At 56.8% G+C, this 15742-nt stretch carries 16 protein-coding genes; 1 reads left to right on the forward strand and 15 read right to left on the reverse strand.

Translation table 11 applies throughout. The features are described 5' to 3' along the window. Positions 1–47: 47 nt before the first annotated feature. The 10 genes from ispG to trmJ all read right to left on the reverse strand — a co-directional run bounded on the left by ispG (position 48) and on the right by trmJ (position 8932). Positions 48–1163: a flavodoxin-dependent (E)-4-hydroxy-3-methylbut-2-enyl-diphosphate synthase gene (ispG, locus tag ACWI0H_RS03120; RefSeq protein WP_101147315.1), complete on the reverse strand. Its 1116-nt coding sequence runs from the start codon at positions 1161–1163 to the stop codon at positions 48–50. A gap of 8 nt (positions 1164–1171) precedes the next feature. Further along, positions 1172–2236, reverse strand: coding sequence for a RodZ domain-containing protein (locus tag ACWI0H_RS03125; RefSeq protein ID WP_101147314.1), 1065 nt, complete (start codon positions 2234–2236; stop codon positions 1172–1174). Positions 2237–2283: 47 nt separating this feature from the next. Further along, on the reverse strand, positions 2284–3018 hold the full coding sequence (pilW, locus tag ACWI0H_RS03130; protein WP_101147313.1) for a type IV pilus biogenesis/stability protein PilW: 735 nt from the start codon (positions 3016–3018) through the stop codon (positions 2284–2286). A 107-nt stretch (positions 3019–3125) separates the two neighbouring features. Next, entirely contained in the window at positions 3126–4325 is a 1200-nt protein-coding gene (gene rlmN / locus ACWI0H_RS03135; RefSeq protein ID WP_101147312.1) for a dual-specificity RNA methyltransferase RlmN, read from the reverse strand. 89 nt (positions 4326–4414) lie between these two features. Next, positions 4415–4840 carry a nucleoside-diphosphate kinase gene (ndk, locus tag ACWI0H_RS03140; RefSeq protein WP_008959763.1) on the reverse strand — a complete coding sequence of 142 codons (426 nt, stop codon included), beginning with the start codon at positions 4838–4840 and terminating at the stop codon, positions 4415–4417. A 213-nt stretch (positions 4841–5053) separates the two neighbouring features. Continuing rightward, entirely contained in the window at positions 5054–5380 is a 327-nt protein-coding gene (locus tag ACWI0H_RS03145; RefSeq protein WP_008959762.1) for a HesB/IscA family protein, read from the reverse strand. Positions 5381–5410: 30 nt separating this feature from the next. After that, positions 5411–6577, reverse strand: coding sequence for an aminotransferase class V-fold PLP-dependent enzyme (locus tag ACWI0H_RS03150; RefSeq protein WP_101147311.1), 1167 nt, complete (start codon positions 6575–6577; stop codon positions 5411–5413). Between the two features lie 39 nt (positions 6578–6616). Continuing rightward, positions 6617–7084 carry a Fe-S cluster assembly transcriptional regulator IscR gene (iscR, locus tag ACWI0H_RS03155; protein WP_035564577.1) on the reverse strand — a complete coding sequence of 156 codons (468 nt, stop codon included), beginning with the start codon at positions 7082–7084 and terminating at the stop codon, positions 6617–6619. A gap of 78 nt (positions 7085–7162) precedes the next feature. Continuing rightward, a complete protein-coding gene (gene cysE / locus ACWI0H_RS03160; protein ID WP_101147310.1) occupies positions 7163–8050 on the reverse strand; it encodes a serine O-acetyltransferase in 888 nt (295 codons plus the stop codon). A 129-nt stretch (positions 8051–8179) separates the two neighbouring features. Next, positions 8180–8932: a tRNA (cytosine(32)/uridine(32)-2'-O)-methyltransferase TrmJ gene (gene trmJ / locus ACWI0H_RS03165; protein WP_485874791.1), complete on the reverse strand. Its 753-nt coding sequence runs from the start codon at positions 8930–8932 to the stop codon at positions 8180–8182. A 236-nt stretch (positions 8933–9168) separates the two neighbouring features. On the opposite strand from trmJ, the gene ACWI0H_RS03170 reads away from it, so the two are divergent. Next, the gene (locus tag ACWI0H_RS03170) at positions 9169–9963 is read left to right on the forward strand and encodes an inositol monophosphatase family protein (protein WP_485874793.1); all 795 of its coding nucleotides are present in this window, start codon (positions 9169–9171) and stop codon (positions 9961–9963) included. A 121-nt stretch (positions 9964–10084) separates the two neighbouring features. On the opposite strand, the gene secF is transcribed toward ACWI0H_RS03170, so the two are convergent. From secF to queA, 5 genes are all read right to left on the reverse strand, one after another. Continuing rightward, complete coding sequence (secF, locus tag ACWI0H_RS03175; protein WP_485874795.1) at positions 10085–11011, reverse strand: protein translocase subunit SecF; 927 nt, start codon at positions 11009–11011, stop codon at positions 10085–10087. A gap of 14 nt (positions 11012–11025) precedes the next feature. Next, on the reverse strand, positions 11026–12879 hold the full coding sequence (gene secD, locus ACWI0H_RS03180) for a protein translocase subunit SecD (protein ID WP_485874797.1): 1854 nt from the start codon (positions 12877–12879) through the stop codon (positions 11026–11028). 132 nt (positions 12880–13011) lie between these two features. Then, positions 13012–13338: a preprotein translocase subunit YajC gene (gene yajC, locus ACWI0H_RS03185; RefSeq protein WP_007111584.1), complete on the reverse strand. Its 327-nt coding sequence runs from the start codon at positions 13336–13338 to the stop codon at positions 13012–13014. A gap of 140 nt (positions 13339–13478) precedes the next feature. Next, the gene (tgt, locus tag ACWI0H_RS03190) at positions 13479–14597 is read right to left on the reverse strand and encodes a tRNA guanosine(34) transglycosylase Tgt (RefSeq protein WP_485876151.1); all 1119 of its coding nucleotides are present in this window, start codon (positions 14595–14597) and stop codon (positions 13479–13481) included. Between the two features lie 93 nt (positions 14598–14690). After that, complete coding sequence (gene queA, locus ACWI0H_RS03195) at positions 14691–15722, reverse strand: tRNA preQ1(34) S-adenosylmethionine ribosyltransferase-isomerase QueA (protein ID WP_485874799.1); 1032 nt, start codon at positions 15720–15722, stop codon at positions 14691–14693. Positions 15723–15742: the final 20 nt, after the last annotated feature.

A 15742-nucleotide genomic window follows, 5' to 3' on the forward strand; every position in this document is an offset into this window, starting at 1 on the left:
TCTGCCGTTTAGCGCTGGTTGCCCAGGCTGGCAGCTAACCCCAGCGGTTAAACGCTGCGGGCGATCATAGCGTCTTGCTGCTGCTGTTTTTCGCGCACTTTCTCACGAATCAGCTGCTCCAGGTCGTCGACCAAGTGGTCGTTACGTAGCTTGCTGGCCGGTTTGCCATCGATATAGACCAGGTTGGCGGGGCTGCCGCCGGTTAGGCCGATGTCGGTCTCTTTGGCTTCGCCGGGGCCATTAACCACGCAGCCAATTACCGAGACGTTCAGTGGCGTCATCACGTCTTCTAACCGCTCTTCGAGCTGGTTCATGGTGCTGATAACATCAAAATTCTGGCGTGAGCAGCTGGGGCAGGCAATAAAGTTAATCCCTTTAGAGCGCAGCTTGAGGCTTCGCAGCATATCGAAGCCGACTTTAATCTCTTCCACTGGGTCAGCGGCAAGCGACACACGGATCGTGTCGCCGATTCCGTCCATCAGTAGCATGCCCAGGCCAATCGATGATTTCACCGTGCCTGAGCGCAGTCCACCGGCTTCGGTAATGCCCAGGTGCAGCGGCTGTTCAATGCGCTCGGCAAGGTCGCGGTAAGCGGCGACCGCCATAAACACGTCTGAGGCTTTTACGCTGACCTTAAAGTCTTGGAAATCGAGGCGATCAAGGTAGTCAATATGGCGCATGGCAGATTCCACCAGCGCGGCAGGCGTTGGCTCGCCATATTTCTTTTGCAGGTCTTTTTCAAGCGACCCAGCGTTGACGCCGATGCGAATCGGAATCCCATGGTCACGGGCCGCACTCACCACCGCGCGTACTCGGTCTTCGCGGCCGATGTTGCCTGGGTTGATGCGCAGGCAGTCGACGCCCAGCTCAGCAACACGCAAGGCAATCTTGTAATCGAAGTGAATGTCGGCAACGAGGGGGACATTGACCAGTTTTTTGATTTGGCCAAAGGTTTCGGCGGCGTCCATGTCCGGCACGGAGACGCGCACGATATCTGCGCCGGCTTTTTCCAGCTGCTGAATTTGCGCTACGGTCGCGGCCACGTCCAGGGTGTTGGTGTTGGTCATGCTTTGTACGGCAATGGGCGCATCACCGCCCACGGCTACATTTCCAACCTGAATCTGACGGGAATGGCGGCGTTTTATCGGAGAAGGGGCGTGCATAGGACGGGTCACTCTCCCAAGGTGAATCGGGCAACATTGTTGGCGCCTGCGCGGGCGGGAAGATCAACTACCTCGCCTTGGTAGCGCAGTTCAACGCCGGTGGCATTACCCACGGTTAAACGAAAAGGGGGCTCACCTTCGACACTTGTCGAGGTGCCGGGCGTTTGTAAGCCAACGAAAATGCGCTGGTTGGTGGCATCAAAAATTTCAGTCCACGACTGCTCGTTAAACGTCAGCTCAAGCACATTGGCATTGGTGGCTGGCTCTGCAGCGGCGGTTTGCTCGCTGTCAGCGTTACTCTCTTGTTCGGTAGCGAGCTGTTCACTGTCATTCTGCTCGGTACTGTTCGCTTCATCGCTTTCTGCGGCAGTGCTGGACGTGCCGCTGTCACTATCCAGGATTGATTCGTTAAGACCCGCAACGGCGTCAGCGTCATCCTGCGCGCTGGGGGCTTGATCCTGGGCAACTGACGACGAAGACGACACGTTAGTGGCATTGCTCGGTAGCGTTGCGTTCTCATCGCCACTGGTGAAGCTTGAGCCAGCCGTGGAGTTTTCTGCTTCAGCTGGCTCATTAGCTGGCTCCGCCGAGGCATTGGCGGTTTCTTCCGTGGAAGTTGAGCCAAAGCCCGGTGGCTCGTTGCCGCCTCGGCTTTGCCACCACATCACGGTCACGGCAATAAGGCCAGCGATTACTAGTAAAGTAACCAGCTTAAATAGCCAAGCGCCAATGCGGGAGGGCGGCCTGGCGGTGGAGACCGGCGTCACTTTGTGTTCGGTGTCGGTGCCGCCACTACGGGCTTGGTATGCCTCAAGCACCAGCCGGTCATCCATTCCCAGGTACTTGGCGTAAGAGCGCAGATAGCCGCGCCGATAAGCGGCGACGGGGATTTCCTGATAATCATCCTGCTCAAGCCCTTCCACCACGGCGGGGCGCAAATTCAGCGCCCGGGCCGCATCGGTGAGTGGAATGCCGAGCTGCTCGCGTTGGCGAGCAAGAAGTTCGCCAGGCGAGGCGCTACCACTAGTGTTAGGACTATCGATAATATTTTCTTGTGACTGTGTATCGCTCATGGCTGAGCATCCTTCATTAAATAAGCGGTGATCCGGGCGCCAATCAGTCAGTCGTTGCCTAGCAAGCGCTGGTATTCGGCGGCAACATCATGTTCGCCGCGTGCGTGGGCGATATCAACCGCCATTCTTAGCGCTGCTTGGTTGGGCTCGGCGAGCTGTAAATAGGTTTGCAGCGGCGCCCAGGCTTGAGTGTAATGGCCCTGCGAATATTCGAGTTCAGCTAACATTAAATAACCGCGTGAATTACGCGGATCAATACTCTGTGCGCGCTCCAACCGAGCGCGTGCTTTATCAAATTCTTCCAGTGCCAGATAACACTGCCCTAAATTGGTAAATAGCTGGGCACGGTTGGCGTACTGGGCATCCTCGGATGCGGTCTCTAACTGTTCACAGGCAGCGTTGAACTGACCCTGCCCGTATAAAAACGCCGCATAGTTGTTGCGGGCGCGTGTGTAATCCGGCTCAGCGTTAACCGCCTGTTGAAAATAGTCGTTGGCAAGCGCGCGCTCGCCCTGGCGTTGGTAAACCAGCGCTAGTGCTTGCAGTGCTTCTGCATGGCGTGGAGCAATCTCTAGTGCCCGGTCCAGTGCATTGAGTGCGCGAGGAAGGTTATTACGTTCCAGGTAAGCAACGCCTAACTGCGTGTAGGCGTCAGCCGCTTCTGGATTGGCTTGAGGTGTCTGAGTACTGGACGAAGCACAGCCGGCTAGCCACAAGCTGCCGATAAGAACGGCTAGCATGGGCACCCGTGATGGGTGTAGGCGCCTGCGGTGAGCGATCATGTAAATCCTCTTGTGGTGAACGTCCAACAACTAACCTGATGCTACATAAAAACCGTGACCATCAAAGCGCCGTGCTAGGCGGAAGTCAAGATAAGCCCTGTTTACGTTTAGTCAGCATCAAGCTGTACCGACTGAATATAGCGTTCGCTGCGCTTGGTACGGTCTTTCACGCGACCAACGAGTTGACCACAGGCGGCGTCGATATCTTCACCGCGGGTCGTTCTGACCGTAGCGTTGTAATTCAAGTCATACAACCACTGCTGAAAACGCATGACCTGGTTGCGCGATGGCTTTTCGTACCCTGAGTTGGGGAACGGATTAAACGGGATCAAGTTGATCTTGCACGGCAGCTCTTTAAGCAGTGCCGCGAGCTGCTCGGCGTGTTCCTGCTGATCATTGATGTCTTTGATCAGCGTATATTCGATCGTGACCTGACGATTGTCCGGGCACTTGGCAAGGTAGCGGTGGCACGCATCCAGCAGGGCACGAATATTGTACTTGCGGTTGATCGGTACCAGCTCGTTGCGCAGCTCGTCGGTCGAGGCGTGCAGCGAAATCGCCAGGCTGACATCCATCTCATCGCCGAGCTTATCGATCATCGGTACCACACCGGAAGTCGACAGCGTCACGCGGCGTTTGGACAAACCATAGCCGTTGTCGTCAAGCATCAGCTTCATGGCGGGTACGACGTTGTCGAAGTTGAGCAACGGTTCACCCATGCCCATCATTACGACGTTGGTGACAGGGCGGTTGGCCGTATCGCGACGCGGGCCAACGCTACGCTGGGCGACCCACACCTGGCCGATAATTTCAGCGGCGGTTAAATTGCGCTGAAACCCTTGCTTGCCGGTCGAGCAAAAACTGCAATCCAGCGAACAGCCCACCTGAGATGAAACGCACAGCGTACGGCGTTTACCATTTTCGGCCGGAATCAACACCGTTTCGACGTAACTGCCATCTTCTACTTCGAGCACCCACTTGCGCGTGCCATCGCTAGAGGTGCCTTCGTAGATCACCGCTGGGCCACGAATTTCAGCTACCCGCGCCAGTTTTTCACGCAGCGGCTTGGAGAGATTCGTCATGGCAGCAAAGTCATCACTGCCTTCCTGGTGAATCCACTTCATCAGCTGCGCAGCACGGAATTTCTTTTCGCCGATGGACAAAAAGAAGTCTTCCATCTGCTCGCGGGACATGCCAAGCAGGTTGTGACGTTCAGGCGTCGCTTTGGCAGCAGGCGTGCTGGCGGCGTCTGAGCTATCAGCGTCAGTACGGGGGGCGGGCGTATGTTGGGCTACAGTGGTGGTCATGGCGGTCAGCGTTTTAGAAAGGGGCGGGGGCGAGGCCCCCGCAAAATGGCCGGCAACGGAAGTAGATGCGGCGGCGCTACCTGAAAGGCTTAGCGCGGGCAGATTTCGTCGTTGCCAAAGAAGTAGCTAATTTCGCGCTCAGCGCTTTCCGGAGAATCAGAACCATGGACAGCGTTCGCATCGATTGTTTCCGCGAAATCAGCGCGAATAGTGCCAGGTGCGGCTTCTTTCGGGTTAGTTGCGCCCATCAGATCACGGTTTTTAGCGATGGCGCCTTCACCTTCAAGCACTTGTACAACGACCGGGCCAGAGGTCATGAAACCGACCAGGTCTTTAAAGAAAGGACGCTCTTTGTGCTCTGCGTAGAAACCGCCAGCCTTCTCTTCAGAGAGGTGAACCATCTTCGCGGCAACAACGTTCAGGCCGGCTTTTTCAAAGCGGGCGATGATTTCACCGATCGCATTTTTAGCAACGGCATCAGGCTTGATAATAGAAAGAGTGCGTTCAGTAGCCATGTAAATGGTCTCCATAAATGGGGGCTAAGCAAAATTGCCGCCCCAGTAAAGCCGGGGCGGCCTAGAAAATAATTCGGCTAATAGCGTTTCAGCAGCTAGCGTTTTACAAGCGCACGGGAGTACCCGGCTGCCTGATGTTAGGTATTCAGGGGCGCGATTATAACGCTTAAGCCGGGGGATGAATACCGGCGATGAGAGCTGTCCGCGCAAAGGCTAAACAGTAAAGCTTTCGCCGCAACCGCATTCGTCTTTGACGTTAGGGTTGTTGAAGCGGAAAAAGCGGTTTAAACCTTCGCTGACATAATCCACTTCGCTACCGTTGAGCATTTCGACCGCATCAGGCGCCACATAGACACTTGCGCCGTGCTCTTGAAAATGGACTTCTTCTTCGCTAACGGTGTCGGCGAAATCGAGTACGTAGCTGTAGCCGGAGCAACCGCTTGGCTTGACCGAAACGCGCAGGCCTAGGCCTTGTCCACGCTCATCAAGCACGTGACGAATCTGTTGTGCGGCAGCCGGGGTAATGTTGAGTGTTGCCATGAGGCGTTCTCCTTAAAAATAGTCAGCCGCTTAACCGGGCGGTGTACGTAAACCGCTCACTGCGTGGCGTATGAGCGTTAGCGCATGATCGATTTCTGCTTCGGTAGTAAAACGCCCGAAGCTAAAGCGCAGCGACGAGAGCGCCAGCGAGCGGGGCGTGCCGATGCCAAGCAGTACATAAGAAGGGTCAACGCTTGCCGAGTTGCACGCGGAGCCAGTAGAGACCGCTACATCGCGCAGCGCCATCAGTAATGACTCACCGTCGACGCCTTCAAACGCCAGATTGAGAATATTGGGAACCGCATTATCTAGCGGTGTGTTAGCAAAGACACCTTCTACGCCTTCAAGTCCGCGCAAAAAGCGCTGCTGTAAACGTGTAATGTGAGCGTTGTCGTCATCGTATTGCTGTTGCATCAGCGCGAAAGCTTCACCCATGCCTGCAATTTGGTGCGTCGGTAGCGTGCCGGAACGCATGCCACGTTCGTGACCGCCGCCATGAATTAACGCCTCTACGCGGATATCCGGGTGGCGCTTCACATATAGCGCGCCGACGCCTTTAGGGCCGTAGGTTTTATGGCCGGACAGCGACATCAGGTCGATCTGCTGGGCCGCTACGTCTAAGGGAATACGCCCCACCGCCTGGGCAGCATCGGTATGAAAGGCCGCCCCAAACTCATGAGCAACGGCCGCCAAAGCGGCAATATCGTTGATGCTGCCCAGCTCATTATTAATCGCCATGAGTGAGACCAGTGCAGTATCGTCGCGCATGGCTTCGCGCAGCTTTTCAGGCTGAATACAGCCGTCACGCCCAGGCGTGAGCCACGTTACCTCAAACCCCTCTTTCTCCAGCGCATGGGCCGTGTCTACGATGGCTTTATGCTCAATCGTCGAGGTCACCAAGTGTAGGCCACGCTCGCGGTTAGCGCGCATAAAGCCGATCAGCGCCAGGTTGTCCGCTTCGGTGGCACCGCTGGTCCAGACAATTTCTCGTGGGTCGGCGCCAATCGCGTCGGCCACTTGGCGGCGGGCCTGCTCAACCACCTGTTCTGCCTGCCAACCTAACATATGGCTGCGCGAAGCCGGGTTGGCGAATAGCTGGTCAACCGTTAGGTAGCGCTGCATAACCTCAACCACGCGGGCATCCGCCGGCGCAGTGGCGGCGTAATCTAGGTAAATGGGCAGCGTGGGTGTGGTCATCGTTATGTTCCAGCAGTTTGTCGGTCAGGGAGCGTTGGGTCAGGGTGAGGAGGCAAGAATACCCGCCTCGGCACGCTGTTTCTGTCGCGATGCAATACGTATGACATCAGGGCGCAGCATCAGTTGTGCCAGCGTCATCTCGTCAAAGAAATGGCGTATCTGAACGGAAAGCTCGCACCACAAGTGGTGTGTCAGGCAGGTGTCGCCCTGCTGGCAATCGGAAAGCCCCTGGCAGCGCGTGGCATCAACGCTTTCATTCACCGCATCAATCACCTTGGAAACGCTAATTTCTTCCGCCGGTTGCGACAGCAGGTAGCCGCCGCCTGGCCCGCGCACGCTGTTGACCAAGCCTGCACGGCGCAGGCGAGCAAAAAGCTGCTCTAAATAGGAGAGCGATATCTCTTGGCGCTGGGAGATATCGCTTAGGCTGGTCGGGCCGTTGTGGGCATGCAAGGCTAAATCGAGCATGGCGGTAACGGCGTAACGGCCTTTGGTGGTCAAGCGCATGGCAAGCCCCTCGACGCTGAACGCTCAGCGCACTGACGGCAAATGTGTTGCCATTATGGGAAAACCTGAGTGCTTTGGTCAACCATTACGCGGCGGCAGTGTTTCTTGCTCGGTCTCTTGCCCAGCCTCTTGCTTAGCTGATGCCGGTGTGGCCGAACGTTTGCCAACGCCTGGGCAGCCGGTATCGTGCTCATCCAGAATGCCGGCAAAATCTTCTTCGCGTAGCGCCGGTAGCTGGCCGTCACGGTAGTTGTCATCAAGCTTGCGCAGGGTCGAACACATGCGCTCAATTCGTTCATCCACGGCGTGCATATGGTCGAGCATGGCCTGCATCGAGCGGGCTACGGGGTCGGGCATATCCTGGCTGACACCATAAGCATCAAAGCCAAATTTCTGGCAGATAGCCTCGCGACGGGCGGGGTCGACATCCAGCGCCTCTTCCACATCAGGGTCGGTGCGCTTGACGATTTTGCCGGGAATACCGACCACTGTGGCGCCCGGCGGTACTTCTTTCGTGACCACCGCGTTAGAGCCAATTTTGGCTCCCGCACCCACGGTAAAGGGGCCTAGTATCTTGGCGCCCGCGCCGACAATCACCCCATCGCCCAACGTTGGGTGGCGCTTGCCTTTGTTCCAGCTGGTGCCGCCCAGCGTAACTCCCTGGTACAGCGTGACGTTATCGCCGACCTGAGCCGTTTCACCAATCACCACGCCCATGCCGTGGTCGATGAAAAAGCGCCGTCCGATGGTGGCGCCCGGGTGGATCTCGATACCGGTTAGCCAGCGTGAAAACGTCGATAGCGTCCGCGCTAGCCATTTGAGGTTTTTTTTCCACAGCCAGTGGCCGCAGCGATGCAGCAGTAGAGCGTGCAGGCCGGGGTAGTTGGTCAGCACCTCAAGAAAGTTACGTGCGGCTGGGTCGCGGTCAAATACGCTGTTGATGTCTTCACGTAGACGTTGAAACATGAGGTGATCCTTGGGCGGTAGAGGTGCAGTCACTCAACTGAAAGTGCATCGCATGAAGATAACTAAACAGACCTTCAACGTGGGGGCGTTAGGTAACGTCTTCAAGTCAGCATCTTCAAGCCTAATAAATTATGACTTGGTTTGCTTGGTGTTGGCGGCCTTCTCGGTGGCCGACAGTATGCCACGCAATATATTCATTTCCATACGCTCCGGGCGGGCGCGCAGATAGAGTCGGCGCAGTCTCGCCATCAGTTGCCGCGGCTGGTCAGGGTCGTGAAAATCAATGCCGATCAGCGTGCGCTCCAGGTGCTCGAAGTAACGCTCAAGCTCCGCGTGGGTAGCCAGTTCAGCGTCATCGCTCGGCGTCGCTGAAGGCGCATCTGCCTGGCTTAGCCAAGCCATCCGACACTCATAGGCTAGCACCTGCACTGCTGCGGCCAAATTGAGCGAGCTGAAATCGGCATTAGTCGGAATATGCACGTGGGCATGGCAGCGCTGTAGCTCAGCATTGGTCAGGCCGCTGTCCTCGCGGCCAAACACTAGCGCCACGCGTGACTCAGCCGCTTGGCACTCGGCGGGCAGCCGGTCGGCTAATTCCCTGGGCGAGAGCATTGGCCAGGGCAGAGTGCGTGAGCGCGCACTGGCACCCACGGCCAGGGTGCAATCAGCCACTGCGTCTTCAAGAGTAGCGTGCACACTGGCTTGATGAAGGAGGTGGTCAGCGCCGGACGCGCGGGAAATACTGTCCTGGGTAATGACTTCGCAGCGGGGGGCAACAAGGGCTAAATCTGCCAAGCCCATATTGTGCATGGCGCGTGCCACGCCGCCGATATTGCCAGGGTGGCTAGTGCCGATAAGAACAATGCGAATGCGCTCAAGCATGATAAGGCTCGGTAAATAGTCTTTGTTAATAAGATCCGGTTAATAAGATCCTGCTAATAGGGCCCTGTTAATAAAAACAAGGGATCATTAATGCGTAAAACGCGCAGTCTAGCATGAGTCGATGGCATGCCCGAGAGTGGTCTGCTAGAATTGCGCGCCAAAGGCGGCACCTGCGCCTACTTAATGCTCTATTGTTAGCATCACGTTCTTTAACATCACTGTCACAAGGCCCAACCATGAATCCGATGGTCCAATTTACGCTGCGCGCTGCGCGTGGCGCTGTTGAACACTTCCTGCGCGTACGCGAACGTATTGAAAACGCGCACGATGAATTTAACCTTGACCGCCTGCTCGATGAGACGGCGCGCAAGGCCGAAGCGACAATTGTTCAGCAGTTGGAGCGCGGCTACCCCCAGCACGGTGTTACCGGCCGTTTTACCCCGCACCGCGCGGGTGAAGGCGAAGGCGCCGATATCGTCTGGAAAATTGAACCGATGCATGGCTACTCCAATTTAGCCGTGGCCGGTAAGGGCTTTGCACTCTCAGTGGTGTGTCTTATCAAAGGTCGTCCCGAGCACGCGGTGATTATCTGCCCGTTCGCTGACGACGAATATATCGCCAGCCGTGGCCGCGGTGCCCAGCACAACGACAAGCGCATGCGCGTTAGCAAGCCTACTGCCATTAGCGGCACGCGCATGGCCATGAGCCTGCCGGAAGTATGGTTGCGCCCGCGCAATTTACCTGCCTATTTAACCGTCTCCCAGCAACTTGCCCCGCAAGTAGAAACTCTGGTTGCCACGGGCAGTGGATTGCTGGATCTATGTGAACTGGCCTGTGGCCGCGTCGACAGTGCGTTCGTGCTTGGCCTCGAAGAGCAGGATATGCAGGTAGGAACGCTGTTCCTGAAAGAAGCGGGCGCCTTGATGGGAACGCCAGATGGCCAGCCTGCCGTAAAGGTAGAAGGGCAGCTAATGGCCGCTGGGCCGCGTCTCTACAAAGCGTTGACCAAGCAGCTAACGCCGCACTTCTAAACAGCACTAATTAAGTTGCCTACATGTCAGATCTTCACGGCGACGAATAAAAAATGCCCCTGCTGGGAATCCAGCAGGGGCATTTTTGTGGGCGGAAGAAGTGGGTTAAGCAGAGGCGCCGTTAAGGCAGCTCTTCCTCTTCTTCGTCGAGCTCTTTCTTGGTGGGAATCAAATCTTCCCGCGACAGCTTCAGCGGTAGCAGCAGTGCCGCAGCAATGTAGATAGATGAGAACGTACCCACCACGATGCCGACCAGTAGCGCAATGGCGAAGTTCTCAATCATATCGCCGCCAAGCAGCAGCAGCGCGAGCAGTACCAGTAAGGTGGTGCCCGACGTTGCCAGGGTGCGCGAGAGCGTGGCGTTAATTGCTTCATTGAAGATCTGCGGCATATCGTCGATGCGCGAGGTGCGGATTGATTCGCGAACGCGATCGTAAACCACGATGGTGTCGTTCAAGGAGTAGCCGATTACCGCCAGAATGGCCGCCAGTACCGTGAGGTCGAAATCGAGCTGAAATAGCGCGAAAACGCCCACTACGATAATCACGTCGTGCAGCAGTGCCAGCAGCGCGCCAATCGCAAACTTATACTGAAAGCGGAAGGCCACATAGAGCATTACTACGCCCAGGGCTACCAGCAGGCCAAGCCCGCTCTGGTCGCGTAGTTGGTCGCCAACCTGGGAGCCCACAAACTCAGAGCGGACAAGGTTCACGCTATCGCCGCTAGAGCGCAGCAGGTTAACCACCTCGCCACCCACATCAGCATCAAACGCCTGCTGAAGGCGAATCAGTACTTCGGTTGATGCCCCGAAAGTCTGTACGGAGACATCTTGGAAGCCGCTCTCTTCAAGCAGTACCCGAATGGCGTCTAATGAAGGCGCTGCGCCGTAGCGCACCTCAATCAGCGTGCCGCCAGTGAAGTCCAGCCCTAAATTGAGCTGCTGGATCAGAATGGCGCCAATCGACACGATGAGTAGCACCGCGGAGACGACAAACGCGAGTTTGCGCCGGCCCATAAAGTCGATTTGCAGGTGTGTTAGGGGTTTCATTACCACCTCTTAAGTTAGATCCACAGCTTTTTGACGGGTTTGCTGCCGTAAGCCAAGTTGACCATGGCACGAGTCACCATTAGCGCGGTGAACAACGACGTCAAAATGCCGATAGAGAGCGTGACGGCAAACCCTTTCACCGGGCCGGAGCCAATCGAGAACAGGATAACGGCCACCAGCAGCGTGGTGATATTGGCGTCGACGATGGAGGTAAAGGCGCGCTCATAACCGGCTTGAATCGCCTGTTGCACCGACATGCCGTTGCGCAGCTCTTCGCGTATTCGCTCAAAGATCAGCACGTTGGCGTCCACCGCCATACCCAGCGTCAGTACGATACCGGCAATACCCGGCAGCGTCAGCGTGGCGCCCAGCATCGACATCACCGCGACCAGCAGCGTTAAGTTCAACGCCAGGGCGATGTTGGCAAAAATGCCAAACACCTTGTAGCGCACCAGCATAAACAGCACGACCAGCAGCAGGCCGATCTGTACCGAAAGCAGGCCCCGCTCGATGTTTTCAGCGCCCAGGCTTGGCCCGATCGTACGCTCTTGTACGAAGTAGATGGGCGCGGCAAGGGAGCCAGAACGCAGCAGTAGCGCCAGTTCAGCGGCTTCCGTTGGCGAGTCTAAGCCGGTGATCCGGAAGCTGTTGCCCAGAGCGCTTTGAATCGTTGCCAGGCTAATCAGGCCGCGCTCAACGTAAGGCTCGCGTTCAATGGTTTCTTCACCCGTTTCCGGGTCGGTCACCACTGTGTCTTCGCTCTTATGTTCGATGAACAGCACCGCCATATTGCGGCCGATATTGGTGCGCGTGGCGCGGTTCATCAGCGTGCCGCCGGTGCCATCCAGGTCAATATTGACCTGCGGGCGGCCATTCTCATCAAAGCTGTTGCTGGCGCTGGAAACACTATCGCCGGTAATGATCACATCGCGCATTAGCTCGGCAGAGCGCGAAGTCTCGTTACGGAAGGTAAGGGTTTCCGTTTCGTTATCCGGCGTATCGTTGCGCGCTTCCAGGCGGAACTCCAGGTTAGCCGTTGCGCCAACAATGCGCTTAGCCGCCACGGTGTCCTGGATGCCGGGCAGTTCTACGACGATCTGGTTGGGGCCTTGGCGCTGCACCATAGGCTCAGCCACACCCAGTTCGTTGACCCGGTTGCGTAGGGTGGTCAAGTTCTGGTTGATCGCGTAATCCTGAATTTCGCTGACCGACTGATCGCTAAGCGTCATTACCAGCGAGGAAGCGCGGCCATCGCCTTCGCTACTATATTCAAAATCAGGGAAGTCGCGGCTGATCAGGCTACGTGCCGTATCGCGGTCTTCGGCGCTGGCGAAGTCGATCGACAGCGTGCGTTCTTCGACTTCAGTGTTGCGGTAGCGGAGACGCTCACTGCGCAGCAGTTCACGCATAGCGCTGGCGTTGACTTCCAGGCGCTGGGTTAGCGCAGCGTCCATATCCACTTCGAGCAGGAAGTGAACGCCACCACGCAGATCAAGGCCCAGTGTCATGGGCGAGGCGGAAAACGCCTGCAGCCACTCGGGCGTTGCTTCGGCGAGGTTTAAGGCCACCGTTGCATCATTGCCCAAAAGATCGGCGGCAATATCGCGGGCATTCAATTGATCATCGTCGTGGCGCAAACGAATAAGCCACTGCCCGTTCTCTTCTTCGAGCGCTTTGACCTCAATATCGTTTTCGCGGAGCGCGGTTTCAACGCGGTCTATCTGACGCTCATCCAGCGAATCGCCTTGGGCGCTGCTGATTTGGATGGCGGGGTCTTCGGGGAATAGATTGGGAAGCGAGTAGATAAGGCCAACCACCAGGACGACCAGTATCAGTAGATACTTCCACAGGGGGTAACGGTTGAGCATGCAAGCCCTGCCTTCAATTACAAACGGAATGCTGTGCACGGACACGCCGTGCACAGCAAAGTTCACCATCATTCATACCATGTCACCCCTGCCGGGGTGGCTGGCACTGGCTCGGCAGGGGTATTACAGGGTTTAGATGGACTTGATGGTGCCTTTAGGCAGTACGGCGGCAACGGCGTTCTTCTGCACGTTAACTTCGGTGCCTTCAGAGATCTCGATGGTCAGGAATTCGTCGCTCACCTTCGTGATACGACCTACCAAACCACCGCCAATGACGATCTCATCACCTTTGTCCAGATTGGTGACCAGCTGCTTGTGCTGCTTAGCGCGCTTGGCCTGCGGGCGCCACAACAGGAAGTAGAAAATCAGCACGAAGCCGACCAGCATGACGATTTGCGCAATACCACCGCCAGCGGCGGCTTCTTGGGCATGGGCTGGTGAGATGAAGAAATCCAGCATTACAGAGAACTCCTGAGTTAGAAAACGTCTGGGTTAGAAAAGCTTAGGTTTAATAAAGCTCTAGTTTAATAAAGCGTAAAAAGCATGGTTTTTAAAAGCATAGCCAAGCAGTTTAAACCACGCGCCAAGGCGCGTGGCGATTAATTCGCTAGGGGAGGCACTGGCAGGCCACGCCGTGCATAGAAGCCTTCCACAAAGGTCGTCAATGTACCCGCTTCAATTGCCGCGCGCAAATCAGCCATTACACGTTGGTAATAACGTAAGTTGTGAATAGTGTTGAGCATTGAGCCGAGCATTTCATTGCAGCGGTCTAAGTGATGCAGATAGCCCCGCGAAAAGCTCTTGCAGGTATGACAATCGCACTCTTCATCAAGCGGGCGGGTGTCAAAACGGTGCTTGGCGTTACGAATTTTGACCGTGCCTTCCGAGGTGAACAGGTGGCCATTACGCGCGTTGCGGGTGGGCATCACGCAATCGAACATATCCACCCCACGGCGCACGCCTTCCACCAGGTCTTCGGGTTTACCGACGCCCATTAGGTAGCGCGGCTTCTCATCCGGCATCCAGGTGGGCAGGTAGTCGAGCACCTTGATCATCTCTTCTTTAGGTTCGCCCACAGAAAGCCCGCCAATCGCCAGCCCATCAAAGCCGATCTCCAGCAGCCCTTTAAGCGAGCGTTCGCGCAGCTCGGGGTGCATGCCGCCCTGGATAATACCGAACAGTGCGGAAGGTGAATCGCCGTGTGCCACCCGCGAGCGTTTGGCCCAGCGCAGCGACAGCTCCATCGATTTCTCGGCTTCGTCAAAGGTGGCCGGGTAGGGCGTGCACTCGTCAAAAATCATCACCACATCGGAGCCCAGTGAGCGCTGAACCGCCATGGACTCTTCCGGGCCCATAAAGACTTTGCTGCCATCCACCGGCGAGCGGAAGTGCACACCCTGCTCGGTGATCTTGCGCGTCTCGCCCAGGGAAAATACCTGAAAGCCGCCGGAATCGGTCAGAATCGGTTTATCCCACTGGGCGAAGTCGTGCAGGTCGCCGTGGGCTTCAATCACCTCGGTACCGGGGCGCAGCCACAGGTGAAAGGTATTGCCCAGGATGATCTCGGCGCCGATCTCTTTGACGGAGTCCGGTGTCATGCCTTTCACCGTGCCGTAAGTGCCTACCGGCATAAACGCCGGAGTCTCCACCGTGCCACGGGGAAAGTGGAGGCGGCCACGGCGGGCACGACCATCGTCGGCCAAGCGCTCAAAGCGCATAAAGCATTCGTTTCGCATAAAGGTAACTCGTTAATCTCGTTCGTTTGGCGCGACTGGAGCAGCTCAAGCGGGTCAATAATCAGCAGTCAACCGCTAACGGGTTAACAGCATGGCATCGCCGTAGCTAAAAAACGCATAGCGCTCGGCCACTGCCCGTTGGTAGGCGTGCATGATGGTGTCATAGCCCGAGAAGGCGGACACCAGCATCAACAGTGTCGATTCAGGTAAATGAAAGTTGGTAATTAAAGCATCCACGCAGCGCCACTGGTAACCGGGGTAGATAAAAATGTCGGTATCGCCACTATAAGGCGCGATTTGGCCGTCGCTACTCTTCATGCAGGCGCTTTCCAAGCAGCGCACGCTGGTGGTGCCCACCGCCACCACGCGCTTACCGGCTGCTAGGGTCTCGCGCACCTGCTGGCAGGTGGCTTCCGTGACCTCAATCCACTCGCTGTGCATATGGTGTTCAAGGATGTTGTCGACGCGCACCGGCTGAAAAGTGCCCGCGCCCACGTGCAGCGTGACAAAGGCACGGTTGATGCCTTTATCGGCAAGGGCGTCCAGCAGCGGCTGATCAAAGTGCAGCCCGGCGGTCGGCGCCGCCACTGCGCCGTCACGCCGGGCATACACGGTTTGGTAGCGCTCACGGTCGCTGAGTTCGTCTTCCCGGGTAATATACGGCGGCAGCGGCATATGGCCGTGCTCTTCAAGCAGCGCGATCATTGGCGTATCGCCTAAAAAGCGCAGCTCAAACAGCGCATCAAGGCGACCTTCTACGATGGCGTGAACATTGCCCTCGAAAATCAGCTCGGTGCCGGGCTTCGGCGATTTACTCGAGCGGATATGCGCCAAGCCACGGTAAGCATCCAGCGGGCGCTCAAGCAGCATCTCCACCTTGCCGCCACTGGCCTTATGGCCGTGCAGGCGCGCCGGAATTACGCGGGTGTCGTTAAACACCAGCAGGTCGCCCGGTTCCAAAAGCTCAAGCAAATCAGGAAAGCGGCGATGTTCCAACGCACCGCTCTGGCCATCCACGCACAGCAAACGGCAGTCGCTACGCTGTTCAGAAGGGTAGCGAGCAATTAGTTCGTCGGGTAGCTCGTAATGAAAATCCGCGCGCTGCATGGCGTATAACTCTTAGCGTT

Source organism: Halomonas sp. NYA30, assembly GCF_976980765.1.